This is a genomic window from Photobacterium frigidiphilum (genome assembly GCF_003025615.1).
Taxonomy (GTDB): domain Bacteria; phylum Pseudomonadota; class Gammaproteobacteria; order Enterobacterales; family Vibrionaceae; genus Photobacterium; species Photobacterium frigidiphilum.
The window spans coordinates 139,045-165,664 of sequence record NZ_PYMJ01000011.1; the positions used below are offsets into that span (position 1 = coordinate 139,045).

Below are 26,620 nucleotides of genomic sequence, written 5' to 3' on the forward strand. Positions count from 1 at the left end.
AATAAGAGACTCATTACCAAAAAGATTGGCGGTCTTTATATTCAATATCATTTGAAGTGCGCTGACGCTTTACAGCAATTTGAAAGTTTTTGCCTAACAATAAACGAATTTGACTAAACGTTTCTTTTGCTAATAATCTACGCTCGCTGCTTACCCAGCACCGATTAGTTGTGTGTTTGATTGCGGCAATAGCATCGGGGGAAGCCTGCGTAATTTTGGCGCATAAAGCTTGCGCTGTTTGCATCGGTTGATCGCAAACCTCTGTGACTACACCAAATTCTAGTGCTTGCTCTGCTGTGATAATATCACCGGTTAAGGTTAGCTTTAATGCAACATCTTTCGACACCACCTCGCGTAGCGCCAATAAGCCGCCCATATCAGGTACTAATCCCCATCGTACCTCCATTATCGACAATTCAGTACTAGGGGCGACTATGCGAATATCAGCCCCCATAACAATTTGAAGCCCGCCACCGTAACAACGGCCTTCAATAACGGCAATTACAGGTACGGGGATCATCCGCCAGTTGCGAGATACGCGTTGTGCTAAATTCGCATTGCCGGGTAAAAGCTTGGCTAATAAGTTCAATATCTTCGATTTATCAGAAACAATACTCTTGATATCGATTCCACTGCTAAATGTTCCGCCATTTCCAGTCAAAATAACGGCTCGAATATCTTTTCGTTTACGCAGCTGTTTACTTATCGTATCTAATTCATCGAACATTTCTTTATCGATCGCATTCAATTTTTCAGGTCGATTTAAAGCGACAGTAACAACTCCCTTGTGCTCTGTTACGTCCAACTTATTCCACGTCATGACGGTAATCCTTATCTGGTCTGTCCAGTAAAACTTAACACAGATTCAACAAAACCGTTCAATTTGACAAGTATTTTTCTAAAAAAAAACTTACAGAGCTGTTTTTATCCAGTGTAAAACTTAGCGTAATCGTTCAAATTTTATATAAACAGATACCAATTTTGCTATATCGCGCCACACAAGCAGAGAAACCAGTTGCATAGCGGTTAATTGTTAGTACACTCATCGGTAAGTTTTAAAGTTGAAACGAAAGAAATACTCATGAAATTCACATATAATTTTGCCTTACTATCTACCATCTATATGCTGGTTTCTTGTAACTCAGAAAGTCATCTTGATTTATCATCTTTTGATATAGACAGCTCTGCAAAAAAAACAGAAGCAATTAAAGGCTTTATTATTACAAATAATCACAACCCCTTGGATGTGCCAGAAAAATTCCTCAAAATCCAAACATTGTCAGCGAAGCTTACTAATCAACACTGGTTAGAAAACCCTAACTTCATTATTCAACTAAATGATTTAAAAGCACTGCTTAAATCAACTAACATCGCTGAAGCAAATACTTATATAACCGCTTTAGAAATAGCACAAAACCGTTATCTGAAAAATATGGTCGCCGTTCGATCACAAGCACGTTTAATGCAACAAGATCTCGACCACACTTTAAATGATTATGATCAGGCTATTCAGGCTCTGACTCGAGAGCTTACGCTACTTGAAACACCCGAAAAAACGTATCAAAACAACATTAAACATTTAACAAATGATATAAAACAGGCAACAAAAAAATACAGCCAATTAAGCAATAAATACAATAAATCACTCACTAAGATAATTAATAACGATATTACATCATCTTCCGATTTATATGATTTAAGATTCAGCTTTGTAGAAGGCCCTCATACTTTGTGCAGCCGTTATAAAGGTATGGATGAACTACTGAACAAAGTATTAGAAAATTGTGTTTATATCAATAAAGAGCAAATACTCTCTGGGTTTAATGAAAAAGATCGTATCGAGGTATCAAGTAATATTGATAACTATGCTCCTCGACTTTGGAATCAACTGATATATTTAAATGGCTTCTTTGATACAAGTAATAACGTCCAGTATTTTGAAAATAGTTTACGCCAACAGCTTTCAACAGCACGAAAAGATCTGCGAGATAAACAAAACATTCAACATCTTGATATTGCTAAGCTTGTTGGGAATTATCAAACGCAAATCTCTTTGCTGGAAAATCAGCGCCAAAATATTTTCGATAACCCATTACTGACACATGATCAAAAAATCGATATAAATCAAAACAGTTTTGTTCAAAACTTCCAAAGATTACAAAAAGATGTAAAGAATCCAATTAAACCGTTTGCACAAAAGCTCCATGATCCTAATTTATCAAACGCCTTTATTCGGGCTTATGCTAAAAAAACAATTCAATGTTATCCTTCTGAGTTAATGTTCACTGTTTCTCATACTGGCGCTTTTAGTCTACCTTTTAGCTATAAAACTCAAGAACTTGTATTTGATTTTCATCACAATCAACAGTATCTCGCTTTTCAAGGTATACTCACAACATCGTTCCCAGTAGTGATTAAAGCAGGCGATTCAAATGTAATATTGCGCCGTGGTAAATCACTGACAGAAAAGCTAGATGGAAGGTTACGTGAACAGTGGAGTAAAGCTTAACGCAAACGCAAAGCAAGGATGCTTTACACTCATTATGATGAGTTCCTAGCGTTCATATCCCAACATTTCTGATGCCGCAATCCACTCCGATGCAATCGATGAAGATATCGGTTCGAGGGTATGAATAATAGTCGTGTCGTAACCACCTGTACAGGTTGTTTGATTCTGCTCTATTGTTGCGCTGAATAGAGCTCGCTGGCTCTGCTTGTCACTACACCAACTCCCCTTCATATCGCCACCTTTAAGTTCGCATACTTCATTGATGAGTAATTGGTAATCATCAACAGAACCTTTCTCTTCGTCTAAACACCAGAAGCGCTCATAGGCAATATAACCATCACGTGGATGATAAACTTTACCCGGTATTGCCGCAGTAAAATCTAAGATGCCACCACGGGTCGCTTTTACATATTCTTCTGAAATGGTTGATATATCAACATTTCGTTTTGCTATAGGTTTTGAATACAAGTCGCTAATACACGCGGTTATCATTATGCTCGATAGCACTATCAATAAATGCGAACCGTTCATAATACCTCTCTTCACTGTATCGATAACAACAACACTATCAAATCACTGTATCGGTTTTAAAACCAAACACAATGCTTCCAATAATTAATTGTTATAAGCATAGATTCAAAGCACGATGTTAGCTAAATATGGAGAAAATATGTTTTAAATAAAATTTATCTGGATACTGGATGCCGACAATATAATTATGATCTTAAAATCTTAAAAATAAGACATTCAAGTTTTCGCTCAATAGCTTTAATAAGAACAAGATTACTGCACTATTATTAATGAGCGAAGATGGTCGATAAAACACTGATTGCTGATACTAAAGATGTATTCGAGGCATTTCTTGATAACGGTTTACACAGGGAGTATGCCATCTACTGTCAATTCCCGCACTATAGTCAAAAGCTTTACGAATTTGAGCTGAACGAAGCTAAATACATTGAATTTAACGATGGGTATCGATGTGGAAACCAATAACCCACCGCGTTCTATACTTATGAAACGACTCACTTTTAATATTGTTTAAAGTAATTAATGACAGTAAAAGTCGTACTTTAAAATAGACAAATACTCTGAAAATTATAGATAGCTGAGTAATGCTCTAAATTCATCAAGTTTTACTCTATTTAAAGTGAAACATGTTCTAGGTGGTTTAGGTTCGGCAATAACAAAGCCAGCCTCCCGTAAAATGCGTAAATGCTCTGAAACCGTCGACTGAGCTAAGCCAAGTTCACCAACCAGATCACTATTAAGACAACCTTGCTGGCGTGCTAATATACGCAAGATTCTCACTCGTGCCGGGTGAGATATCGCTTTAGCAGCAATCGCAATCGCTTGTTCTTTTGCTTCATCAATGACTATGTCATTCAAAACAGTGATACAGCCTGCATCTTCACAGTTCAATTCTTCTTGCTTTGATGCCTGCTTTTCTTTATTCATCAGAGTACTTCATCTACAAATCGTCGATTAACGATAATATGTATTAACTTAATATGAGTCAATGATAAAAAGAAATCAGCCTGACCTTAAACTTCAACGTTAAAATCAAAAAGCATGGCTATACTGTAATCAGACACCTTAAGGAGCATTCTATGCTGCGCTTTATTAAGACATTCGCAAGTATGCCATTATTTAGTTTACTTCTTGTAGGGTGTAGCTCTGATGTTTCAACCGATTTTAAAGCAAATGTAAATTACAGCCAATTTCATACTTACGAATTTGCAGAAAATACGAATAAAACCGCAACAAGCCTAGATGCAGCTCGAGTTAAAGATGCTTTAAATTACCAATTAACAAATAAAGGACTAAAACTGGGCACAGATAAAAAAATAGATCTAACGGTTAAATATTATATACAAGCAGAATCTGAATTACAGTCTTACGGAACGAGTGTTGGTTTTGGTTACGGCGCTAGCAATGTCGGTGTAGGGTTCAGCTCACCAACACGGTATAGAGAAAATAGATATGGTAAATTGATTGTTGAATTAATCCAAAATACATCAAATCAGGTTGTATGGCGTTCAATCTCTCAACGTAAACTGACGGATGAAATGACACCTCAGTCACGAGTAACTTTTATTGATGAGCAGATTCATGAAATGTTTAAAACCTACCCGCCACAGTAATCTTCTTTACAGTAGTTTTTTGTTTAAGCTATTCCACTGCTACCACCTGCAATACCACTTATTAACCCCCTTTTATTAATGTGCATTACAAAAACGACACATTTACCCAACAGTGTAATTACACGGCCATATCTGTGACACCACTCCCAATAGTAACTGGTCGGATGTGCGTTAATATACCTATGGATTTATATGCAAAGGGAGCAGTGCAACATGTTATTTAATAGGTCTTGTCCTTCTTGTAAAGCAAATGTTAATCTAAAGCAAGTACATAGAACGTTCGTAGAAAGATACATGACAAGAAAGCTTTGGGAGAAATATGAGTGCTGTAATTGTGGTGCCGAGCTATTTGCACATTGCACTAAAGCGCAAGACTTAGAACTTATTTCTGAAGGTAAGCAAGTTCCTACTGAATAAAATGAATACACTTATTGTATTACTCCAGCAGCAGCTATCTGAATTTTTAAAAGTAGAGTATTAATGATGGAACGAAAGCTTCCCCACACTGCACAACAAATGTTTATCACTGATATTTTAGAAGAATGTGATCGTCGTTTAAAGACTGCTGGTTTTGAATTAAGCGACCTTTCACCTGAAGGAAAAACGTTGCTTTTCAGCTCTGCATATGAACATTTAATCAATGAGCACAAGTAAAGCTAAGGGGATATTCTAGCTTTTCTTTTAGTGACATTACCGCACAGCACGCTATCGGTGTTTTTCAAAATTATTGTCACCCATTGAATTCCCTGTCAATACCGTTTCTCACCAAACAACCCTCGCCTTATTTATTCAATAACATTTAACCGTTCAAGGTTATTTATGCTGTGCCATATATAAATATGAGAGAACAGTTAGATTATTGAAGACATAAAAAAGCCCAGTAATTTAACTGGGCTACCTACTATCTCAAAGAGTCAGTCTATGCTTGGCGACGCTTAGCAACATCACGTGCTAATTGTCGAAGTACTGTTTCTGTATCTGCCCAACCAATACATGCATCGGTAATACTTTGACCATACGTTGGCTCTGTGCCTTCTACGATATCTTGACGACCTTCAACAAGGTGGCTTTCAACCATAACACCAAAGATATCTTTGTTACCGCCAGCAACTTGCTGACCGACGTCTTCAGAAACAATAATCTGACGTTCAAACTTCTTCGAACTATTAGCATGACTGAAATCAATCATTACTTTCTTACGCTGACCAGCATTACCTAGCTGTGATGTCACCGCATTAACGTGTTCTGTACTGTAATTAGGCTCTTTACCGCCACGAAGAATGATATGACAATCTTCATTACCCAAAGTAGACACAATGGCTGAATGACCATACTTGGTCACTGATAAAAAGTGGTGAGGTGCACTTGCCGATCCAATCGCATCGGTCGCGATCTTAATATTGCCATCTGTACCGTTTTTAAAACCAACAGGGCAAGATAGACCAGAAGATAGCTCACGGTGAACCTGTGATTCTGTAGTACGAGCACCAATTGCGCCCCAGCTGATCAAATCACCCATGTATTGTGGGGTAATCATATCAAGGAACTCACCCGCTGTTGGTAAGCCCATATCGGTCAAATCAAGTAGCAACTTACGGCCAATACGTAAACCATCATTTAACTGAAAGCTATTGTCCATATACGGGTCGTTAATTAACCCTTTCCAACCTACTGTGGTGCGTGGTTTTTCAAAGTAAACACGCATTACGATTTCAAGGTCACCTTTTAATTCGTCACGTAATACTTTCAGCTTTTTACCGTATTCGATAGCAGCTTCAGTGTCATGAATTGAACAAGGCCCTACAACAACCAACAAACGGTCGTCTTCATCATTCAGAATGTTGTGAATCGATTTACGTGACTGATATACAGTTTCAGCCGCCAGTTCGGTGGCTGGAAATCTTTCCAATACAGCAACTGGTGGTAAAAGTTCTTTGATCTCGCTAATGCGTACGTCATCTGTTTTTTGCATTGTTTCTCATCTTCCCGCGTTACAACACTATGATAAGTATCGGTCAATACCCATAGTGTTTTCATACTCCAATAAACATTAAACTAACTTATCGCCTTCACTCCGCATGTGCAAACGCTATTTGAAATAAAATTACACATTTTTTCCGCATTAAGACCTAATTAGACCAAATCTGCTTACAAAACCTCATAATACTGCTAACAAGCAGTTCGAATATCAACCAAAGATCTCAATCATAAAATGTAAGCAAACCCTTGCTACACCTTCTTGAAGCTCCATTAAATCGATTTTTAATGCAGTGGAAGAATACATTCCAATATTTAGCTCGAAATCATAGTGCCTTATGTTTTTTCCTTTTTATTCAGTATTTACGACCGATTTCTTTGAAAAAAACGTCTTAAAGCAATAACATGGTGTCAACATTCAACATTACTGAGATCTCGCTTGTTAACTGAAGAGTCTGAAACCTTAAGAGATGATCCCATTATTTCTTTTTTACACGTTGATAAGTGGTATGGCGATTTTCACGCATTGAAAGACATAAGCTTAACGATTAACCGTGGTGAACGTTTAGTCATTTGTGGTCCGTCTGGCTCTGGTAAATCAACCCTCATTCGCTGTATAAATGGTCTGGAGAAATATAATTCAGGTCAATTGAATGTTGTGGGTCAATCTCTTGATGGTAAACATTTAAAAGCTATTCGTGGCAAAGTCGGTATGGTGTTCCAACACTTTAATCTTTTCCCGCATATGACCGTGCTAGAAAACTTAATGCTCGCTCCACGTCGAACATTAAAAATGTCTAAAATTGAAGCAGAAAAATTAGCTCGCGATTACCTAGAACGAGTACATATCGGTCACCAAGCTGATAAATACCCTGCACAACTGTCTGGTGGACAACAGCAACGTGTCGCTATTGCCCGTTCGTTATGCATGAAACCCGACATTCTGCTGTTTGACGAGCCCACCTCTGCGCTTGACCCCGAAATGATAAGGGAAGTGCTAGATGTTATGAAAGAGCTTGTTAATGAAGGGATTACGATGGTGTGCGTTACTCATGAAATGGGGTTTGCACGTCAAGTCGCTGATCGTGTGGTATTCATGGATGAAGGCGAAATTGTTGAAATTGCGCCACCAGTGACGTTATTTGATAGCCCCAAACAACAACGAACCAAGCAGTTCTTAGAACAGATACTAAGTTACTAACTCGTTAGCCGATTCTCTATACTAGATATTATTTATTTGATGTTAAATAAGACGTTTTCTACAGCAGCACCCACAGTAGGCTATAGGATTCTAAAGCCTGTACTCTCTGGTTTATTGCAAATAGCGGTAGTGACACTTGGCTTAATATGGCTATTAAACGCTGGTGCTGAAGCGATGAATTATCGCTGGCAGTGGTATCGCATTCCACAATACCTCTGGTTTATAGAAGATGGCGAATGGTTTCCAGCGGAATTGCTCGAAGGCTTATTCATTACCTTAAAAATATCAGCTGTCAGCCTTATTTTCACCTTGCTCATTGGGCTAGTAACGGCACTATTACGCTTATCTGACTCAATAATAGGGCGAGGTTTAGCACGAGGTTATATTGAACTGATCCGCAATACACCATTGCTCGTACAAATTTACCTTTTGTACTTTGTCTTTGGTCCTGTATTGGGATTAGAGCGATTTACCACTGCAGTTTTAGCCCTTTCGCTGTTTCAAGGTGCTTATACTGCCGAAATTTTTCGGGCAGGTTTAAACAACATTCCCAGAGGACAATTTGAGGCTTGTAGTAGTTTAGGATTATCAGCAATAGACGGGTATCGTTTCGTTATACTACCGCAAATGATCCGTCGAATTTTGCCACCACTCACAAATGAAACCGTCTCTTTAGTAAAAAATTCCTCAATTGTCAGTATCATGGCTATCTTTGATTTAACAACGGAAGGTCGTAATATTGTGGCTGATACAGCAATGCCATTTGAAGTGTGGTTTACCGTCGCTGGCATTTATTTGTGCGTCACTTTAATGCTATCAGGATTTGCTGCGTGGTTAGAACATAAAATGAATGTACCAACACAATAATAATATATCCGAGCTACACGATGTAGCATCGTATTTAAAGGAGAAAGGAAGCATGAAAAAATTACTCGCCGCTTGTCTTGCGGTAATGACATTAATAATGGGTACAAACGCCCTTGCAGCAGAAAAAAGTACACTCATTGATATAAAGGAGCGCGGGACATTACGTGTGGGGCTTTCAACATTCGTTCCTTGGGCTATGCGTGATAAACAAGGTGAACTTGTCGGTTTTGAAGTCGATGTTGCTCGTCGCCTTGCTAAAGATGCAGGATTGAAAGTTGAGTTCATTCCTACCGCGTGGGATGGCATTATTCCAGCCCTACTTGCAGGTAAGTTTGATGTCATCATCGGTGGCCTATCAATTACACCACAGCGTAATATGAGTGTTCTATTTACCGCGCCTTATGCACACTCTGGCGTGCAATTAGCAGCAAATAAAGGAAAATCTGCAGACAAATTAACGATTGCCGATTACAACAAGCGCAGTGTTACGCTTTCTGTTCGCCGTGGGGCTTTCACAGTAGAGACCGCAAAGAAATACTTCCCTAAAGCCAAGCTTCGTCAGTTTGATGATGATGCACAAGCATTCCAAGAAGTACTTAATGGCAACGCACACGCAGTTCTTGCATCATCACCTAAGCCAGAGCAAATGGCGATTCAGTATAATGAAAAGCTTTTTATTCCATTAACCGATCGTTTAAGCCGTGGCTCTGAAGCATTTGCCATTCGTCATGGTGAATTTGACCTACTTAATTTCTTCAACAACTGGATTTTACTTCGTACCGAAGATGGCTGGTTAAAAGAGCGTCACGATTACTGGTTCACAACGCTTGATTGGCAAAACCAGATCTCTGAAGGACAATAACTTTGTCGCAAAGCAACATTAAAAATGCATTAAAAAAAAGCACGCCGGGAAGCAATTCCCCGGCGCTGCTGTCGTTCTATTCAAGAATTAAACTCAATAAACTTGATTGGATTTTACTTGCTATTATCAGTGTATTTATTGGTTGGATTTATGTTCAATCTTCTGCTGGCATTCATTATCAATGGCGCTGGCATAAAGCCGTCGATCTGATTTTTTCAGCAGGTAAATCAGGCGAGCTCCCCTACTTTTTTCAAGGATTTGTGACCACTATCCGCCTAAGTTTATGGGGAATGATATTTGCAGGTTTACTCGGTTTATTTCTAGGCCTTACTCGTCGTTCGTCATTGATGATTTTACGTTTACCTGCACAAGCTTATATTCAACTTGTTCGGAATATTCCACCGCTTGTTTTTGTTTTTATTTTCTATTTTTTCATTTCAAGCCAATTGGTTCCTACTATTGGGCTTGCGGATACACTTCGCTACCATACTGGTGATATTAATGGCTTACAGCACTTCTTATTTGGTTCGTCAAAATTATGGGAAAACCTATTTTCAGGCGTACTCTGTGTAGGCTTGATATCTGCCGCTTACATTGCTGAGATTGTACGTTCAGGGCTTGATGCGATTGCAAAAGGGCAATGGGAAGCTGCCGATTCTTTAGGCCTTTCACGCTGGAGCCGCTTTCGTGACGTGATTTTTCCGCAAGCTTTTGCGGGCATAGTACCACCGTTGGCGGGTCAGTTTATCTCGTTAGTGAAAGACTCTTCCATCATCTCACTCATCTCAATTCAAGAAATGACCTTTGTCGGCAGTGAAATGGCTAATTCATCAGGGCTGATCTTCGAGATTTGGCTACTAGTGGGTGCTGGATATCTGGTGTTATGTTTGGGGCTATCACTATTATTTAGTCGTTTAGAAAAACGCAGCCAACGACATCTAGCTCGGTAAAGTACGAGTATATTTCACCATCGCCTGAAAGATAAGACACCTTGATACCACTGCATCAAGGTGTTAAATTTACTGGCTACCAAAAGCAAAATACAACGACCCATTGTCATCTTCTGATTTCCCGTATGCTAAAACGACAGGTCCCAATAAGGTATCAAGCGCGATGTACAAACTGCCAGCAGTGATTGAGGAATCCCAACTAATATCGTCTTCATCTAGCCAAACGCCACCACGTTCAGCTGAGCCTCCCAAATATAAGGGGGCCGAAAAAAGTTTAAAATCTACATCTGTCAAATGATAACGGTAAATTAACGTACCTATAGCACTGTAGTTCCCCGTAAAATGAAAATGAGTAAAACCGGAAAGATTAAAGAGCCCGCCAAGGCTTTGTGGCGCAACCGGATAAAATGCATTCGATTCGGAACCGGATGCTTTCAGTCCGGCAATTAAAGTATGATTATCAAGAGATAACGGCTTAACTAGCTGGGTGTCCAAATAAGGTACCGATTCAGAAATATCGCCGCTATCTAATTCGGAATTGGAATACCTGTAACCAAGCTGGACATCAAACAAGGTACCTATATTCGGAAAAAAGAAGCTATCTAGGCTATCGTAGTTAAACTCACCGAAGCCACTAAAGCTTTCTACTTTCTGTTCGGGCGCCGAGGAAAGTTCACCTTGGATATCGCTATAACTGGCATCAAACCCTATCGCAAGACTGCTATCTCGGTGAATGTTCCACCCTAATTCGGTAAAAATGTTCCACGATTTATACTTTACTTCGTCCGGAGCGAGGTTGAAACGGTCTACGTTGTGAAACGCCCGAATCACCTTTTGCCAACTAGCCCCCACATTGGAGAAATACTGCTGCTGGTAATCAAGCGGCAAGTACAGCTCACTCATCAGCATATCCTGAACACCCAGTAAAACCTTAGACTTCCACTCCCCACCCAAATTGGTAATATTAGTTAACGTATATTCCGCACCAACACCATAATTAGGTCTGTCTTCATTGTCTCTTTCGATAGACACCTTAAGATTGAGATATCCCGGTCCCCATGATTTCTCCACTACGATAATAGATAACTGCTTTCCGTTTTTCTCAAGCTCGTAGGTGATCTTTTCAAAAATCCCTTTGGCATAAAGCCTGTCAATTGCCTGCTCTATCTCTTCGGCACTATATTCCTGATTCGGCTGCAATGCTAACCACTGATACAGAGAGTTATCACTCAAAGCTGTTTGATTAATAATGATGATATTCGTAAAGGAGTATGTTGATGGATTCCAGCGATGGTTTCTTTTATTTACTCTATATCGGGCATACTCTTTTTCGTTTAGCTGGTAACGCATTAACTGTGGTAGTACAGCTATTGCAGCTTTGCGCCCACTTCTATATGCCTGATACATTAAATCGAAATCGGTCGCCACCATAAAAGACACATCAGGTACGATATAAATATCCTTTTCCAAGTTCAGCAAAGCTATCTGTTCGTCAGTCCCTTTATTAGTCATATGGGTAGTGAGCTGACTAACAACCGTAACGGCAGAATGAAGTTCCTCAATATTAAACATCTGATCCCTCAGATCCACAGCGATCACCACATCAGCACCCAGTATTTTCACCTGATCGACAGGCATATTATTGACAATACCGCCGTCAACAAGAAGTCGGCCATCTTTATGAACTGGCCTTAGCGCCCCAGGAACAGACATAGAAGCCTGCATCGCTTGTACCAGGTTTCCTTTATCAAGTACAACTGGCTCAATTGTTTCAAGATCGGTCGCCACAGCCCGGAAGGGAATAGCAAGCTGATCGAAACTGTCATAGTTGGGCGGGTTTCCAGTCGCTTTTCGTAGTATGCTCGCCATTTTCTGTCCCAAAACTAACCCAGGAAAAGGCTTCACTTCACCGTCTAGCGATAGTCCAATATCTGTATAGAAATGAAATTCATCGGTTCTTTTTTTCTCTCTTAATTGCAATTCTTTTCTTGTTTGTCGATCGAAATAACCATCACTCCAATTAATCTCAAATGTCCGGCGCTTAATTTCTTCAGCGCTTAATCCTAGAGCCACCATTCCACCAACATAGGCCCCCATACTGGTGCCAGTAACTGCATGAATAGGGATTCGATACTCTTCCAATACCTCTAAAACCCCAATATGTGCGGCACCTTTAGCTCCCCCACCACTTAGAGTTAGACCAATCTTAGGGGATAATTCATCGGCACCAGCCAATGCCATAGGTAATAAGCTAAATAAAAAACATAAAGCTACATACCATATAGTTACAATTCTCATGTGTGCGAAACCTTAAAGTTAACAATTCCCACATATATCTTTATGGCAATTTATTCATTTAACTTTAGTTAACACTCACTAAGACCGACGGGTGAAAAGTGCGACATTTTAAAATAGAATGAATACGGCAAGGTATTGAAACGATGAGAATGGTATCAGTGTTTACTTGCATGAGAAAAGCCATCGACTAAAAAGGGCACTGATTTATCAGCACCCTTCTTGTGGTTGAAGTAGTTGTGGGTTGGTGTTGTTCACATCGAATACAGTGTGAAACCCCGTATTTTAGTCACTCAACAATTAATGTCGAACAACTCATTCGTTTACACGGTAAGGCAATAATGCGCTTTAGTATTACTATTTATCAATCAACAACTTCGACTCGCATATCGCCTTCAACTTGTTGAACAGATTCGATTAATTGTTCTAAATTTGTTTGGCTTGGTACATCTATTGAAAGTTCAGCAAAAAACAACGTTTTCCCTAAGTCGGGCACCCCTATTCGATGGTTTTCAATTCGATCAATGTTAATACCTATATCATGTAAAATATTGGTGATATCGTTAACAATGCCGGGGCGGTCGCTTGATTCAACTTTTAATGTGATGTGCTCTATTTTCACAAATGCCTGCGGCTGATCACTTTTTACAATATTTACGTAAAAATCACTAAGCTTATTGAATTCTGACTCTAATTTTTCTGCAAAAGTGTCTGGAATTTCGACCTTAATAATACCCACAAGCTGTTGGTCTAAACGGCTAATTTTACTCACTAGCCATTTTCCGCCAAGTTCATGGGTTTTTGCTGCAAGTTGATTAATTAATTGTGGGTGATCTTTACCTGCAAGAGTAATTGTTAAATGAGAATTCATAAGTCGTCCCCTTCTATTGATGCAACCGATACAACATACCTATACCCAAGCTCTATTAATTAGATTAGCAAGCAAAAGGCTACCCTGCAGTGATTAAGTTCATACAAACTATTGATTCTTACTATTTAGTCTATATAAGTGTTCAATTATCACGATTGCATCAAATGATCTGTATTACGCATCCAGAAATAGATCACGCATCAGATCATCACAATTAGGATCATGCTTATATTGATCGAAATCTGTAAAGCCTCTTTCTTTTAGCAAGCCTTCATCAATTAATGTTTGACCACTTAATTGTAAGCCTTCTGTCTTAATAATTTCTAACGCCGCTTCTGCCATAATACGAGGCGTTCTTGAATGTTTTAACAACTCTTTGCCAATCGCAAATTCAACCGCCGCTGTAGCTATTGAAGTCTGCGGCCATAGTGTTGCTGCTGAAATGCCGTCATCTCTTAACTCTTCGGCTAATCCCATGGTTAACAGTGTCATGCCATATTTGGTGATTGTGTAAGGAATATAGGGTTTCAACCAATGCGAAGCGAGATTAATAGGCGGGGATAACGTAATAATATGGGGGTTACGGCTTTTCTTTAAATACGGTATCGCCGCTTTAGAGCACACAAATGAGCCACGTACATTGATCGAATTAATAAGATCGAAGCGCTTAGTGTCTGTATCTTGTAACCGCGTTAGTACTATTGCACTGGCATTATTAACTAGTACATCAATACTACCAAAGGTTTCAAACGCTTGTTGCATTGCAAGGTTAACAGCTTCCTCATCTCGTACATCCAGCTTAATCGCCAACGCTTTGCCACCCGCCTCTTCGACTTCTTGGGCAACGCTATGAATGGTACCTGATAATTTAGGGTGTGGTTGATCAGACTTTGCAGCGATAACAATGTTAGCGCCTTGCTGAGCACAAATTAAAGCAATTTCACGACCAATTCCTCGGCTAGAGCCGGTAATAAAAACAGTAACGCCTTTTAAAGCAGTCATCAGAACTATTCCCTTATTTAAGTGTGTTTTTTTGTTAAGTGTGAATCCATATTTTTCACACAGACATGACTGACTAAAATTATAGACGGTGATTTTTACATTATCTTTTTTTCTAGAGTATTTACTGAAAATTTATTAACCGTTAATTATTTTATACCCAAGCTACCTCAAGATGCAGGATTCATTAAGTCACGTTACTATAGCGATAGATTCTTTTCTGTATTCAGGAAAACACCATGCCACATCCTATACTGTATTCTTTTCGTCGCTGTCCTTACGCTATGCGTGCACGAATGGGATTATTATTAGCAAAGCGTTCTGTCATGCTGCGTGAAATACTGTTAAAAAATAAACCTGCCGACATGCTTGCTGCATCAGAAAAAGGAACAGTACCCGTATTGATCTTGAATGATGGGTCGGTGATAGATGAAAGCCTAGATATTATGCAATGGGCACTTCAGCAAAATGACCCAGCGAATTTACTCTGCATCGACAATCCATCGATTCAATCTGACATTGACGCATTAATTGCTACTTGTGATGGCGAATTCAAAGGCTGGTTAGATAAGTACAAATATGCTGACCGTCACCCTGACTTTCCAGAAGAGTACTATCGCCAGCAAGGCATGCATTTTTTAAATGTACTCGAAGAGCGATTGAGTACTTCCAATTATTTAATGGGAACGGCGCCCACCCTAGCGGACTATGCGATTTTCCCCTTTATTCGTCAATTCGCGCATGTTGATCGGCAATGGTTTGAGCAATCATCTTATCCGAAGATTCAAGACTGGTTGGCAAAACACTTAAAGAGCGACGTGTTTTCGAAAGTAATGGCAAAATACCCTCTTTGGCTTGATCATAATGAGGCTTTTCTTTTAGAGTGAACTAAATACATTAAAAGGGATTATATGATGAGTAGTCACATCCAAACACTGTGGCAGCGGTTTTCAAGCTCATGTCTCGAAGTAATGGATTTTCAGCAGCGCGTGTGGATTGTCAGCATAGGTGAAGGCTTAAGTTGTGACACCTTCGTCGTCGATGAAGACAGTTTCACCGAGCCACTACAATGGATGAAAAGAAAACACTACACAACTACCATGCTTGTACAGGTTTCTAATATGAAGCGCTCACAAGCAAAGGTTTTTAACTTGGAAGGCATACCACACCGATTAATACGAGTAAGATAATTACACTATTTCTTCATCTTCGTTCAGAGTTGATTCATAAACTGTCAGATATATTTGAGTGATAAAAAAAACAATGTTTATTACTACTGATAGTGAGCCAACAATGATGAATAAATTGAACCCTAAAGAACAAGAAGTCGTACTTGCTACCCTTGGTGAGTGCTATCGCAGACTAAAAGCGGCAAAGATGACAGCACGTGAAATTTCACAAGACGGATTTAATCTGATGTTCAAATCTGTTTATCAGACAATGGTAAAAAGCCATTAATCAACATAGACGTTGGTGCATGCTGCAATCGTTCACATGCCTCACGTATTTACATTGTTTATATAAAGTCTATTTCACACTGATAATCCGCATAAATTTGGCATGAAAAAAAGGAGCTAAAATCGCTCCTTTTTTAATTAATCATTCTCACTAACTAGCACTTTCTGTTCTTCATAAGCACATCATCAAGAACCCCACCACCCTAGTTGCAAGATAGTGGGTGATGCGAATCAATTAACCGCGGTAGTAACGCTGTGGTACGAACGGCATTTTTTCAACAGTCATCGGTAGTTTCTTACCACGAACTTCTGCAAATAGCTCTGTACCAATCACTGCAAGAGCCGTCTGAACGTAAGCCATTGCAACAGGCATACCTTTAGAAGGACCAAACGTGCCACTTGTAACGATACCTACTTCATTATCGTTAACATCAAATAACTTGCTGCCTTCGCGCACAGGGGCTTTTGAGTTACCAAGAAGTCCGACACGCTTACGTGCAACATCTTTGGTTTTGATTTGCTCAAGAATAAGATCAGCACCAGGGAAACCACCAGCACGCTCACCATCTGCACGACGACACTTGCTAATACCCCAAAGTAGACTTGCTTCTACTGGTGTTGTTGTTGGGTCAAGATCGTGTCCGTACAAGCACAGACCACATTCAAGGCGTAATGAATCACGAGCACCAAGACCAATCCACTCGACTTCTGCATATGCTAATAGCTCACGTGCAAATGCATCTGCTGTATCTGCTGGTACAGAGATTTCGTATCCGTCTTCACCGGTGTAACCAGAACGACTTACGTAACATTCAACGCCACACAATTCTAGTTTCGTCGCGTCCATGAAGACCATGTCGCTCACTGCAGGATTCAAACGTGCCAGTACTTCAGCTGCTTTTGGCCCTTGAAGTGCAAGTAGAGCGCGATCGTCAATCAGTTCCATTGTTACATCTTCAGGCAGGTTAGCTTGAATGTGTGCAATATCTTGATCTTTACATGCCGCGTTAACAACAACGAATAGGTGGTCACCAAAGTTTGTCACCATTAAATCATCGCTGATACCGCCTTCTTCATTCGTGAAGAAAGCATAACGCTGCTTGCCCGAAGGCAAATCGATAATATCGACAGGTACCAATGCTTCAATCGCTTTCGCTGCATTTGCGCCATGCAGACGTAGTTGCCCCATATGAGAAACATCAAATAGACCAGCTGCATCGCGGCAATGCAAGTGTTCTTTACGTACACCTAATGCGTACTGAACAGGCATATCATAGCCAGCGAATGGAACCATTTTTGCGCCCATTTCAACATGTAGCGCATGAAGAGGGGTAACCAGAAGTTCGTGAGACATACGTTTAATACTCCATAGACCGCATACCCTGCGGTCAATTAATCCATACTACTAGTTGGTAATAAAACCATTCCAACCTTATGATTCACCTGTTTGTTCATCGCCTTTTTGCTGATTAGAGAAATATTCTTTTGTCAGCTTAAAGACCACAGGACTTAGCAATATCAGAGCAATTAGGTTAGGAATTGCCATCATTGCGTTTAATGTATCTGCGAGTAACCAAATGAATTCTAAAGAGCTGGTTGCACCAATAGGCACAGCCAAAATCCATAGTACTCGGAAAGGTACCACCGCTTTCACACCCAAAAGATACTGAACACACTTTTCGCTATAAAAGCTCCAGCCTAAAATTGTGGTGAAAGCAAAAACTGATAGAGCAATAGCAACAAGATAATTACCAATTCCGGGCAATGCTGAAGCAAAAGCGGCAGATGTAAGTGCCGCACCTGTTGCGCCAGATGTCCACTCACCTGATACCACAATGGCTAAACCAGTTATGCTACAAACGACTAAGGTATCAATAAAGGTACCCAGCATCGCGACTAAGCCTTGTGCTACCGGGTTCTTTGTTTGTGCCGCTGCATGCGCAATAGGCGCACTACCTAAACCAGCTTCATTCGAGAACACACCCCGAGCAACACCGAAACGAATTGCCGCCCAAACCGCCGCACCGGCAAATCCACCTTGAGCAGCAACTGGGTTGAACGCACTTTCAAAAATCAATGCAACGGCTGCCGGTACTTCTGCCGCATTGATCATCAATACGACTAAGCCTGCAGTAATATAAAAAGCAGCCATCAGTGGTACTAATTTTCCTGCAACATCAGCAATACGCTTTATGCCACCCATTAATACCAAACCAACCAGTACCATCATTACCAAGCCTGAAATCATTGGTGAAACACCAAAACTTGATTCAATAGCACTTGCAACGGAATTGGATTGCACTGTATTACCAATACCAAAACCGGCAATAGAACCAAAAATAGCAAACGCAGTCGCCAGCCAAGACCACTTGCTGCTTAAGCCATTTTTGATGTAATACATTGGGCCACCAACATGGTTCCCATTCGCATCGGTTTCACGGAATTTCACCGCACAAACCGCTTCTGCATATTTCGTTGCCATTCCGACTAACGCTGTACACCACATCCAAAACAATGCGCCCGGACCACCTAAGAAGATAGCCGTTGCCACCCCCGCAATGTTACCTGTACCGATAGTGGCAGAAAGGGATGTCATTAACGCGTTGAACGGGCTTATCTCACCTTTTACATTTTCTTCTTTTTCAGGAATTCGTCCAGTCCATAACAATTTAAAGCCAGTACCTAGCTTTAGAATTGGCATTAATTTCAGACCAAACGTTAAAAATAATCCTACACCAAGAATCATTACTAGCATGGGAACACCCCACACCACACCATTTATTGCAGATATCAAGTTCGTTAAAGCTTCCATGGGGAACACTATCCTCGCTATTATCACTATCTCTGCAAAAACATAGTCGGCTTTGTTTTAAACAACAACTACCAATGCTGATTGTTATGTTTTTGTTAATGAGTTTCCTATAATAGACAAAGTTTAGTTTAGTTCAACCCGTGCTCACTCACATAAATTCAGATTTCTTTCCGAATCTGTCGATGTTGTCTAGATAATCAGCCACTAACACACTTGTGATGTGCTGCTTGATTCCCTTAAAAAACCTTAAATGTTAAACACTTGTCAATAATGACAAATAACTGGCAAACCTATCATCAAGCTTAAAAAACAAATGTTAAAAAGAAGATCTTCATCACACACATTGAGCTAAGAAGCTGTAACCCAAAGGATAAGTGCATCGTCTTCACTTAAAGAAACAAGCATATGCCCCATGTTTGCGTCGTAATATACGGAGTCTCCTTCGCTTAACATGACGGGTTCATAAAACTCAGAATAGAAGGTTATCTGCCCTGACAACACCAATAAAAACTCTTCACCATCATGACGAATCCAATCAGAGTAATCTTCAAAAAAGCGGGCACGAACACGAGACTTAAACGGCATCATTTTCTTATGCGTTAACTGGGTTGCTAATAGCTCATGCTCATAGGTTGAAGTGGGATGTGGCTTACCCTCGCCAGTACGTGTTATATCACGGCGACCTGTTGCCTTTATCTGCTTCGGTGGCGCAAAAAGTTGAGGTATATCAACACTTAAACCATTCGCCAACTTTTGCATGGCTTGAAATGTTGGCGATATTTGTTCGTTTTCAATCTTAGAAAGCGTTGAACGTGCAAGACCTGTTCTTTTACTCGCTTCTTCAAGTGTTAAACCATGTGCCATGCGAATTTCTTTTAAGCGTTTACCGAGCTTTAGCGGCTTAATTTTTTCACTTTCCAGTTCTTTCGCAACGCTCATTGATGGGTAAATATCTTGTTCGTTTTTATCGGTCATTACGGCCCTCCTTGCCCAATACTATATCTTCATTCTGGCATAGCTTGCCCGAAACTTAAAAGTTATCGCGAATAAAAAACATGACCCATGCGTCATATTTGAAACAAAGTTTCCTTTAGGAAACTTGGAAAATATAAAGCTGAAACATCGCCTTAATCAATGAAAAACTCATCATTTATAACGCCGATATTATTTCAACTTAATGTATTTAGAAATACCCCTCACCCCTTTATGTAAAAGGGGTTATCACAAATTAAAACAAACTATCAACGACTACTGTAAACTGAAATTGACTAACAATTTGGTCTTATAATAGGAATTTACATGACAGAGCGCAAACGTTTGCGTACAATAATTAGCATTAAAAAAGATAAAAATTCACTATTGGAAATTTTTGTTTGATCGGCTATCTATAGAAGGGTATGTTACGTACTTGTTGGCAGTATTGCTCTTCACTGCCAAGATAAAACAAGACGAAACGTTATTAAAATTAGAATAAACCATACCTACAAATATGAACGGCTCTGATAAATGCTTAACGGCCTTGGAGCTCGACTTGAGGATAACGTGAATGAAAGCTTCGTATCAAAATCATGATTTAGAAATGTTCTTTTCAACCAACCTTGCACAGGTTGACGGTGCCGTTAACGCAGGTATCGAAGCTGAGCTTAACCGCCAGAATCAGCAAATTGAGCTGATAGCCTCTGAAAACATCGTTTCTAAAGCAGTAATGCAAGCACAAGGTACTTGTTTAACCAATAAGTATGCTGAAGGTTATGCGGGCCGTCGTTACTACGGTGGTTGTGAACATGTTGATGAAGTAGAAAAGATCGCTATCGCTCGTGCCAAGCAATTATTCCAATGTGAATACGTTAATGTTCAGCCTCACTCTGGCGCTCAAGCAAACGGTGCCGTTATGCTTGCACTGCTTCAACCGGGTGACACTATCTTAGGTATGTCTTTGGATGCTGGCGGTCACTTAACACACGGTGCACGCCCTGCTCTTTCTGGTAAGTGGTTCGATGCTGTTCAATACGGTGTGAACAAAGACACCCTAGAAATTGATTACAACCAAGTACGTGAACTGGCTATCGAGCACAAACCAAAAATGATTATTGCGGGTGGTTCAGCGATTCCTCGTATAATCAATTTTGCAAAATTCCGCGAAATCGCTGATGAAGTTGGCGCTTTCCTAATGGTTGATATGGCACACATCGCAGGTCTTATTGCTGCGGGAGAACACCCTAGCCCTATCCCACATGCGCATGTTATTACTACAACAACACACAAAACATTACGTGGTCCACGTGGTGGCATGATTCTAACAAACCTAGAAGACATCAATAAAAAGATTAACTCTGCGGTATTCCCTGGTCTTCAGGGTGGTCCGTTGATGCACGTTATTGCGGGTAAAGCTGTCGCATTTGGTGAAGCATTAGAACCTGATTTCAAAATTTATATCAAAAATGTGATTAGCAACGCCAAAGTATTAGCCGAAGTACTACAAAATCGTGGCTGCGATATTGTAACTAACGGCACCGATACCCATTTGATGCTGGTTGACCTTCGCCCTAAGGGGTTGAAAGGTAATGCTGCTGAAAATGCACTAGAACGTGCAGGCATCACTTGTAATAAAAATGGCATCCCGTTTGATACTGAAAAACCAATGGTAACCTCGGGTATTCGTTTAGGCACACCAGCGGGTACAAGCCGTGGCTTCGGCAATGACGAATTCAAGCAAATCGGTGAATGGATTGGCGATGTACTAGATGGTCTAGCGGCTAACCCAGAAGACAACAGTGAAGTGGAAAAACATGTTAAGCAGCAAGTTCAGAAGCTGTGCAGCCGTTTCCCGCTTTACCAGTAAAAACCAAAACTTACCGACATATCATGCTCTCGTAACACCTCTTTTTTATGAAGAACATCGTTATAGAGAGCATGTAACAACAAAAATGATTAATTCAAATGGCCTGTCTGTATAAACAGCACGCTTTTTTAAAAAACATTATCTGCGGAAAATTTACGCAAGGAGTTTAAAATGGAAAATACACTTAAGTTTGCTGAAAGCCATGAGTGGGTTCGTGATAACGGTGACGGCACTATCACCATGGGCATTTCTAACCACGCTCAAGGTCTTTTAGGCGACGTGGTTTTTGTAGATCTTCCAGAAGTTGGTGATTCAGTTGAAGCAGGCGAAACATTCTCTCTTGTTGAATCAGTAAAAGCAGCATCTGATATTTACGCTCCTGTTACTGGTGAAATTGTTGAAATCAACGAAGATCTAGAAGATAGCCCAGAGCTTGTAAACGAAGAACCGTACGAAGGCGGCTGGATTGCTAAAATTAAGATCAGCGACGTTGAAGAGCTGACTAAGCTTACTGCTGGTGACAAATACTTAGAATCTATCGAAGACTAAGGTCTCTATCGAAATCTAAGTATCTCTTGAAAACTAGGTAAATCTCGGCTTTTGGTTGAGCGATGTCTTCTTTTAGACACTTGCTTCTACAGATACCAATCAAAAGCCGTTTTAAGCAATACTCCGATGACTTATAGCAATTACGTCAGATCATTGAATCACAATGGATGTAATTGGTAGCAACTGTTCAGGAAAGAACCATGACCGACATGACTCTTCTAAATGCTTTAAGCGACGACCAAGATTTTGCGGGTCGCCACAATGGCCCCAATGCTGCACAACAAAATATTATGCTGAAAGCAATTTCAGCAGAAAGCGTTGAGCAGCTAATAGCGCAAACAGTTCCAGCAGATATTCGTCTGCCAGAACCTATGAAGCTGGATCCAGCACAAAGTGAAGCAGACATGCTGACTTCTCTTAAAGCTATTGCAAGCAAGAACATCATTAATCGTAGCTATATCGGTCAAGGTTACTATAACAACCTAACGCCAAATGTTGTGCTTCGTAACGTGCTTGAAAATCCAGGTTGGTACACTGCGTACACACCTTACCAGCCAGAAATCTCTCAAGGTCGCCTTGAATCTCTGCTTAATTACCAGCAGATGATTATGGACCTAACAAGCATGGAACTGGCAAACGCCTCTTTGCTTGATGAAGCAACAGCAGCAGCAGAAGCAATGACACTGTGTTTACGTGCAGGTAAGAGTAAGAGCAAAGCTTTCTTTGTTTCTAACGACCTACACCCTCAAACAGTTGACGTTGTTCGCACTCGTGCAGAATACATTGGTATTGAAATCATCACAGGTTCAGTTGAAGAACTGGATAACCACGATGTATTCGGTGCCTTAGTACAATACCCAGGTACAACGGGTGTCATCGCTGATTTAACAGACATCATTGAAAAAGCACACGCGAAAAAAACACTGGTTGCTGTAGCATCTGATCTACTAGCACTAACATTGCTTAAAGCACCTGGTGAAATGGGCGCAGACGTAGTAATTGGTAGTGCACAGCGCTTCGGTGTACCAATGGGATTCGGCGGTCCACACGCTGGTTTCATGGCAACAAAAGACAAGCACAAGCGTACTATGCCAGGCCGTGTAATCGGTGTTTCTAAAGATGCGAAAGGCAACCAATCTCTTCGTATGGCAATGCAAACGCGTGAGCAACACATTCGTCGTGAAAAAGCGACATCGAACATCTGTACCGCACAGGCTCTATTAGCCAATATGGCTGCATTCTATGCCCTGTACCACGGTCCTGAAGGCCTTCGTAAAATTGGCCGTCGTGTTCACCACTTAACAGCAATTCTTGCTGCAGGTTTACGTAATTCAGGTATCGAGCTAGCAAGTGATACATTCTTCGATACGATTACGCTTAACACTGGCAAGAAAACTGAAGATTTCTACAAAAAAGCACTAGCTGCTGGTATCAACCTGCGTAAGTTTGACGTTCAGCTAGGTATCAGCCTAGATGAAACCACCAAGGTTTCTGACGTTGAAGAGCTACTGGCTATCTTTACTGGCAACGAATTAAAAGCATCGATGTTCACAGCAGATATTGCTGCTGACGAATTTGCTGCAATTCCAGAAAGCTGCCGTCGTACAAGTAAGTACCTAACACACCCTGTTTTCAACGAGCACCACAGTGAAACGCAAATGATGCGCTACATGAAGAAGCTTGAAAACAAAGATTACTCGCTGACACACGGTATGATCCCGCTAGGCAGCTGTACAATGAAGTTGAATGCAGCAGCAGAGATGATTCCAATCACTTGGCCTGAATTCGGTTCACTGCACCCATTCGCACCAGCAGATCAAACTAAAGGCTATCAAGAGCTTGCCTCTAAGCTTTCTGAAATGCTGTGTTCTGTTACTGGTTACGATGCATTCTCTCTACAGCCAAACTCTGGCGCACAGGGTGAATATGCAGGTCTAATCGCGATTCAACGTTACCACCAGCACAATGGCGACAGCCACCGTAATGTTTGTTTGATTCCTAGTTCTGCGCACGGTACTAACCCTGCATCAGCAGCAATGGTATCAATGAAAGTTGTGGTTGTAGGTTGTGATGAAAAAGGCAACGTCGATGTTGCAGATCTGAAAGATAAGATCGAAAAACACCGCGATAACCTATCATGCATTATGATCACATACCCTTCTACACACGGTGTATACGAAGAAGCTGTACGTGAAGTCTGTGACCTTGTACACGATGCTGGCGGTCAAGTTTACCTTGATGGCGCAAACATGAACGCACAGGTTGGTTTAACTAACCCAGGCTTTATCGGTTCAGATGTTTCGCACCTTAACCTACACAAAACGTTCTGCATTCCACACGGTGGCGGCGGTCCTGGTATGGGTCCTATCGGTGTTAAATCACACCTAGCACCTTTCCTACCTGGTCACGTTCAATCGACTGCTGATGAAGGCCAGCAGTACGCTGTTTCTGCAGCAGAGCTAGGTTCAGCTTCTATTCTTCCTATCTCATACGCTTACATCGCGATGATGGGTGAAGAAGGGCTTACTGAAGCAACGAAGCTTGCTATCTTGAACGCGAACTACGTTATGGAACGTCTACGCCCACACTACCCTGTTCTTTACCGTGGTACTGAAGGCCGTATTGCTCACGAATGTATTATCGACATTCGCCCACTAAAAGAAGCCTCTGGCATTTCTGAAGAAGATGTAGCGAAGCGCTTAATGGACTACGGTTTCCATGCGCCAACCATGTCTTTCCCTGTTGCCGGTACGCTGATGATTGAACCGACTGAATCTGAAGATTTAGCTGAGCTTGATCGTTTCTGTGACGCGATGATTGCAATTCGTCAAGAAATTGCACGCGTTCAAGAAGGTGAATGGCCAATCGACGACAACCCGTTGGTACATGCCCCGCATACACAGGCAGATCTAATGGAAACTGAGTGGAACCGTGCTTACAGTCGCGAAACTGCTTGCTTCCCAACAGATCACACTCGAGCATCTAAGTATTGGCCAACAGTGAACCGCGTTGATAATGTATTCGGTGACCGTAACTTAATCTGTTCTTGCCCAAGCATCGAGAGCTACATCGAAGATTAATGATCTGCTGATCATGGATAATCAAGTTGAAGACTAGCTTGATAGTTAAAAAGCGAACCGAAAGGTTCGCTTTTTTATTGTTCTTTTTTAAGGGTTAATAAGGAATGGCTTAGCGTTAGTTCAAGATATGTTGTGGTCAAGTAAAACTCCATCCTAAGTAAGTGAAATTATTATTGCCGAATAGACTGTAGATAAACATGAATTTCAGAAATGCATTTTTGCTTGTAGATAAGTAATTTCTACTTAGTAGACGTGTTCACTATCTTCCTGTTTAAGATATTACTTAAAATTTAGGTAGTAAATAATTGATGTAAGGTAAATTGTGTATTACAAAAATTAAGTCAAGGGGCACTATACCCAAGTTACCTCAAGATGTTCGTTTCAGCGAGAATCCTGTATCTTGAGGTGACTTGAGTATAAAGGTATTGCTGTCACATTTGTTAGTCGTCTTTAACCATCGACTGGGTATACCAGCAGGTTAATGTCTTATCTGAACCAACCAGATTAACTACAATATCACCATAGAGTTTCCACCCCTGATCAAAAAGAAGGTTAATTTTCTTTTCAAATTCAAACTCATGTTTATCGCAGACAATTTTGTATTTCATAATTGCTCTCCAACTAACACCACATAAGAAAACGGATGAACAAGATTTTTTATTATTGCCAGTTCACCGTAAACTGAATGCTAAGTCGATGTTTATATGACAAGAATAAAACGACCAGCATCTTAAATAATAGTCATAAATAATTAGGTTCTGTTGCAAAAGAATCACTCATTCTGATCTTTTACAACTAGCTTCGTTATATGTCAGCAACCGTTTTACTATTTCCTCTCAATTTCAAACTATTAGAGAAGATCAGTTGATACAAGTAACACTAGGGCGAACAGTGAGGCTGAGCGGCGTATCCGAGGGGGTTATCCAGCGTAAAATTAGCTATGGGACAACATCAGATGCAGGGGATAAGTTCAGAAGCCGGATACATACTCTAATAGATACCTGTAAAAAGCGGGAACTATCAACCATGTCAGTGCTGACAGAAATCATTACGTCTGTAGTTCATAGGCAGCCTTACCGTAAGCGTCTGGGCAACGACACCTAGCTATGCTTAATATTCCATGGCAGCAACGCGTCAATATTATTCGGTTTTTCAGCAATCTGCTGCAAGCAGGTTGCGATATAATCATGAACAAGAAGATTATT

24 protein-coding genes and 1 pseudogene are annotated in these 26,620 nt (G+C 40.5%); 14 read left to right on the top strand and 11 right to left on the bottom strand.

Annotated features, from left to right (window positions below; all coding sequences use genetic code 11):
- Positions 1-13: 13 nt before the first annotated feature.
- The gene (locus C9J12_RS13200; RefSeq protein ID WP_107243135.1) at positions 14-820 is read right to left on the bottom strand and encodes a crotonase/enoyl-CoA hydratase family protein; all 807 of its coding nucleotides are present in this window, start codon (positions 818-820) and stop codon (positions 14-16) included.
- A 261-nt stretch (positions 821-1,081) separates the two neighbouring features.
- Here C9J12_RS13200 and C9J12_RS13205 point away from each other — a divergent pair, with 261 nt between their 5' ends.
- Positions 1,082-2,509, top strand: a complete 1,428-nt coding sequence (locus C9J12_RS13205) for a hypothetical protein (RefSeq protein ID WP_107243136.1) — start codon at positions 1,082-1,084, stop codon at positions 2,507-2,509.
- A gap of 45 nt (positions 2,510-2,554) precedes the next feature.
- On the opposite strand, the gene C9J12_RS13210 is transcribed toward C9J12_RS13205, so the two are convergent.
- Together C9J12_RS13210 and C9J12_RS13220 are read right to left on the bottom strand one after the other, a co-directional pair.
- Positions 2,555-3,040, bottom strand: coding sequence for a hypothetical protein (locus C9J12_RS13210; RefSeq protein ID WP_107243137.1), 486 nt, complete (start codon positions 3,038-3,040; stop codon positions 2,555-2,557).
- A gap of 567 nt (positions 3,041-3,607) precedes the next feature.
- Complete coding sequence (locus C9J12_RS13220) at positions 3,608-3,967, bottom strand: ArsR/SmtB family transcription factor (RefSeq protein ID WP_107243139.1); 360 nt, start codon at positions 3,965-3,967, stop codon at positions 3,608-3,610.
- A 152-nt stretch (positions 3,968-4,119) separates the two neighbouring features.
- Between C9J12_RS13220 and C9J12_RS13225 the strand changes: the two genes are divergently transcribed.
- The 3 genes from C9J12_RS13225 (at position 4,120) to C9J12_RS30695 (ending at position 5,307) form a co-directional block, all read left to right on the top strand.
- Positions 4,120-4,653, top strand: coding sequence for a DUF4136 domain-containing protein (locus C9J12_RS13225; RefSeq protein ID WP_107243140.1), 534 nt, complete (start codon positions 4,120-4,122; stop codon positions 4,651-4,653).
- Between the two features lie 294 nt (positions 4,654-4,947).
- Positions 4,948-5,070 (top strand): hypothetical protein, encoded by a 123-nt coding sequence (locus C9J12_RS31410; RefSeq protein WP_265416149.1) that lies wholly within the window; start codon positions 4,948-4,950, stop codon positions 5,068-5,070.
- 63 nt (positions 5,071-5,133) lie between these two features.
- Positions 5,134-5,307 carry a hypothetical protein gene (locus C9J12_RS30695; RefSeq protein WP_170111771.1) on the top strand — a complete coding sequence of 58 codons (174 nt, stop codon included), beginning with the start codon at positions 5,134-5,136 and terminating at the stop codon, positions 5,305-5,307.
- A 265-nt stretch (positions 5,308-5,572) separates the two neighbouring features.
- Here the strand turns inward: C9J12_RS30695 and aroG are convergent, their stop codons facing one another.
- On the bottom strand, positions 5,573-6,625 hold the full coding sequence (gene aroG, locus C9J12_RS13235; RefSeq protein WP_107243142.1) for a 3-deoxy-7-phosphoheptulonate synthase AroG: 1,053 nt from the start codon (positions 6,623-6,625) through the stop codon (positions 5,573-5,575).
- 444 nt (positions 6,626-7,069) lie between these two features.
- Here aroG and C9J12_RS13240 point away from each other — a divergent pair, with 444 nt between their 5' ends.
- The 4 genes from C9J12_RS13240 to C9J12_RS13255 are packed head-to-tail and all read left to right on the top strand — an operon-like array spanning position 7,070 to position 10,510.
- Positions 7,070-7,831 carry an amino acid ABC transporter ATP-binding protein gene (locus tag C9J12_RS13240; RefSeq protein ID WP_107243143.1) on the top strand — a complete coding sequence of 254 codons (762 nt, stop codon included), beginning with the start codon at positions 7,070-7,072 and terminating at the stop codon, positions 7,829-7,831.
- Positions 7,832-7,870: 39 nt separating this feature from the next.
- Entirely contained in the window at positions 7,871-8,698 is an 828-nt protein-coding gene (locus C9J12_RS13245) for an amino acid ABC transporter permease (protein ID WP_107243144.1), read from the top strand.
- A gap of 52 nt (positions 8,699-8,750) precedes the next feature.
- Positions 8,751-9,560: a transporter substrate-binding domain-containing protein gene (locus C9J12_RS13250; RefSeq protein WP_107243145.1), complete on the top strand. Its 810-nt coding sequence runs from the start codon at positions 8,751-8,753 to the stop codon at positions 9,558-9,560.
- Between the two features lie 2 nt (positions 9,561-9,562).
- Positions 9,563-10,510: an amino acid ABC transporter permease gene (locus C9J12_RS13255; RefSeq protein WP_107243146.1), complete on the top strand. Its 948-nt coding sequence runs from the start codon at positions 9,563-9,565 to the stop codon at positions 10,508-10,510.
- A 69-nt stretch (positions 10,511-10,579) separates the two neighbouring features.
- On the opposite strand, the gene C9J12_RS13260 is transcribed toward C9J12_RS13255, so the two are convergent.
- From C9J12_RS13260 to C9J12_RS13270, 3 genes are all read right to left on the bottom strand, one after another.
- Entirely contained in the window at positions 10,580-12,808 is a 2,229-nt protein-coding gene (locus tag C9J12_RS13260; RefSeq protein WP_107243147.1) for a patatin-like phospholipase family protein, read from the bottom strand.
- 361 nt (positions 12,809-13,169) lie between these two features.
- Positions 13,170-13,676, bottom strand: coding sequence for a glycine cleavage system protein R (locus C9J12_RS13265; RefSeq protein ID WP_107243148.1), 507 nt, complete (start codon positions 13,674-13,676; stop codon positions 13,170-13,172).
- A gap of 174 nt (positions 13,677-13,850) precedes the next feature.
- Positions 13,851-14,678 carry an SDR family oxidoreductase gene (locus C9J12_RS13270; protein ID WP_107243149.1) on the bottom strand — a complete coding sequence of 276 codons (828 nt, stop codon included), beginning with the start codon at positions 14,676-14,678 and terminating at the stop codon, positions 13,851-13,853.
- A 236-nt stretch (positions 14,679-14,914) separates the two neighbouring features.
- Here C9J12_RS13270 and C9J12_RS13275 point away from each other — a divergent pair, with 236 nt between their 5' ends.
- Positions 14,915-15,562 (top strand): glutathione S-transferase, encoded by a 648-nt coding sequence (locus C9J12_RS13275; RefSeq protein WP_107243150.1) that lies wholly within the window; start codon positions 14,915-14,917, stop codon positions 15,560-15,562.
- Between the two features lie 406 nt (positions 15,563-15,968).
- A complete protein-coding gene (locus tag C9J12_RS13285; RefSeq protein WP_227876360.1) occupies positions 15,969-16,133 on the top strand; it encodes a hypothetical protein in 165 nt (54 codons plus the stop codon).
- Between the two features lie 234 nt (positions 16,134-16,367).
- On the opposite strand, the gene gcvT is transcribed toward C9J12_RS13285, so the two are convergent.
- The 3 genes from gcvT to C9J12_RS13300 all read right to left on the bottom strand — a co-directional run bounded on the left by gcvT (position 16,368) and on the right by C9J12_RS13300 (position 19,919).
- Positions 16,368-17,486: a glycine cleavage system aminomethyltransferase GcvT gene (gene gcvT, locus C9J12_RS13290; RefSeq protein WP_107243152.1), complete on the bottom strand. Its 1,119-nt coding sequence runs from the start codon at positions 17,484-17,486 to the stop codon at positions 16,368-16,370.
- Positions 17,487-17,564: 78 nt separating this feature from the next.
- On the bottom strand, positions 17,565-18,944 hold the full coding sequence (locus C9J12_RS13295) for an alanine/glycine:cation symporter family protein (RefSeq protein ID WP_107243153.1): 1,380 nt from the start codon (positions 18,942-18,944) through the stop codon (positions 17,565-17,567).
- A gap of 348 nt (positions 18,945-19,292) precedes the next feature.
- Positions 19,293-19,919, bottom strand: coding sequence for a helix-turn-helix domain-containing protein (locus C9J12_RS13300; protein WP_107243154.1), 627 nt, complete (start codon positions 19,917-19,919; stop codon positions 19,293-19,295).
- 571 nt (positions 19,920-20,490) lie between these two features.
- Between C9J12_RS13300 and C9J12_RS13305 the strand changes: the two genes are divergently transcribed.
- From C9J12_RS13305 to gcvP, 3 genes are all read left to right on the top strand, one after another.
- A complete protein-coding gene (locus C9J12_RS13305) occupies positions 20,491-21,786 on the top strand; it encodes a serine hydroxymethyltransferase (RefSeq protein ID WP_107243155.1) in 1,296 nt (431 codons plus the stop codon).
- A 171-nt stretch (positions 21,787-21,957) separates the two neighbouring features.
- Entirely contained in the window at positions 21,958-22,335 is a 378-nt protein-coding gene (gene gcvH, locus C9J12_RS13310) for a glycine cleavage system protein GcvH (RefSeq protein WP_107243156.1), read from the top strand.
- Positions 22,336-22,535: 200 nt separating this feature from the next.
- Entirely contained in the window at positions 22,536-25,415 is a 2,880-nt protein-coding gene (gene gcvP, locus C9J12_RS13315) for an aminomethyl-transferring glycine dehydrogenase (protein ID WP_107243157.1), read from the top strand.
- Positions 25,416-25,855: 440 nt separating this feature from the next.
- Here gcvP and C9J12_RS13320 read toward each other — a convergent pair whose 3' ends face one another.
- Positions 25,856-26,023, bottom strand: a complete 168-nt coding sequence (locus tag C9J12_RS13320; protein WP_107243158.1) for a DUF1737 domain-containing protein — start codon at positions 26,021-26,023, stop codon at positions 25,856-25,858.
- Positions 26,024-26,302: 279 nt separating this feature from the next.
- Here C9J12_RS13320 and C9J12_RS31110 point away from each other — a divergent pair.
- A pseudogene (locus C9J12_RS31110) lies at positions 26,303-26,519 on the top strand (hypothetical protein); the annotation flags it as partial.
- Positions 26,520-26,620: the final 101 nt, after the last annotated feature.

Excerpts from the sequence above, each read along its gene's own strand:
- C9J12_RS13260 (WP_107243147.1), bottom strand. The coding sequence starts at position 12,808 with ATGAGAATTGTAACTATATGGTATGTAGCTTTATGTTTTTTATTTAGC.
- C9J12_RS13205 (WP_107243136.1), top strand. The coding sequence starts at position 1,082 with ATGAAATTCACATATAATTTTGCCTTACTATCTACCATCTATATGCTG.
- C9J12_RS13320 (WP_107243158.1), bottom strand. The coding sequence starts at position 26,023 with ATGAAATACAAAATTGTCTGCGATAAACATGAGTTTGAATTTGAAAAG.
- C9J12_RS31410 (WP_265416149.1), top strand. The coding sequence starts at position 4,948 with ATGACAAGAAAGCTTTGGGAGAAATATGAGTGCTGTAATTGTGGTGCC.
- C9J12_RS13250 (WP_107243145.1), top strand. The coding sequence starts at position 8,751 with ATGAAAAAATTACTCGCCGCTTGTCTTGCGGTAATGACATTAATAATG.
- C9J12_RS13270 (WP_107243149.1), bottom strand. The coding sequence starts at position 14,678 with ATGACTGCTTTAAAAGGCGTTACTGTTTTTATTACCGGCTCTAGCCGA.
- C9J12_RS13220 (WP_107243139.1), bottom strand. The coding sequence starts at position 3,967 with ATGAATAAAGAAAAGCAGGCATCAAAGCAAGAAGAATTGAACTGTGAA.
- C9J12_RS13200 (WP_107243135.1), bottom strand. The coding sequence starts at position 820 with ATGACGTGGAATAAGTTGGACGTAACAGAGCACAAGGGAGTTGTTACT.
- C9J12_RS13285 (WP_227876360.1), top strand. The coding sequence starts at position 15,969 with ATGATGAATAAATTGAACCCTAAAGAACAAGAAGTCGTACTTGCTACC.
- C9J12_RS13245 (WP_107243144.1), top strand. The coding sequence starts at position 7,871 with ATGTTAAATAAGACGTTTTCTACAGCAGCACCCACAGTAGGCTATAGG.
- gcvP (WP_107243157.1), top strand. The coding sequence starts at position 22,536 with ATGACCGACATGACTCTTCTAAATGCTTTAAGCGACGACCAAGATTTT.
- C9J12_RS13225 (WP_107243140.1), top strand. The coding sequence starts at position 4,120 with ATGCTGCGCTTTATTAAGACATTCGCAAGTATGCCATTATTTAGTTTA.
- gcvH (WP_107243156.1), top strand. The coding sequence starts at position 21,958 with ATGGAAAATACACTTAAGTTTGCTGAAAGCCATGAGTGGGTTCGTGAT.
- gcvT (WP_107243152.1), bottom strand. The coding sequence starts at position 17,486 with ATGTCTCACGAACTTCTGGTTACCCCTCTTCATGCGCTACATGTTGAA.
- C9J12_RS13300 (WP_107243154.1), bottom strand. The coding sequence starts at position 19,919 with ATGACCGATAAAAACGAACAAGATATTTACCCATCAATGAGCGTTGCG.
- C9J12_RS30695 (WP_170111771.1), top strand. The coding sequence starts at position 5,134 with ATGATGGAACGAAAGCTTCCCCACACTGCACAACAAATGTTTATCACT.
- C9J12_RS13210 (WP_107243137.1), bottom strand. The coding sequence starts at position 3,040 with ATGAACGGTTCGCATTTATTGATAGTGCTATCGAGCATAATGATAACC.
- C9J12_RS13275 (WP_107243150.1), top strand. The coding sequence starts at position 14,915 with ATGCCACATCCTATACTGTATTCTTTTCGTCGCTGTCCTTACGCTATG.
- C9J12_RS13295 (WP_107243153.1), bottom strand. The coding sequence starts at position 18,944 with ATGGAAGCTTTAACGAACTTGATATCTGCAATAAATGGTGTGGTGTGG.
- C9J12_RS13265 (WP_107243148.1), bottom strand. The coding sequence starts at position 13,676 with ATGAATTCTCATTTAACAATTACTCTTGCAGGTAAAGATCACCCACAA.
- aroG (WP_107243142.1), bottom strand. The coding sequence starts at position 6,625 with ATGCAAAAAACAGATGACGTACGCATTAGCGAGATCAAAGAACTTTTA.
- C9J12_RS13305 (WP_107243155.1), top strand. The coding sequence starts at position 20,491 with ATGAAAGCTTCGTATCAAAATCATGATTTAGAAATGTTCTTTTCAACC.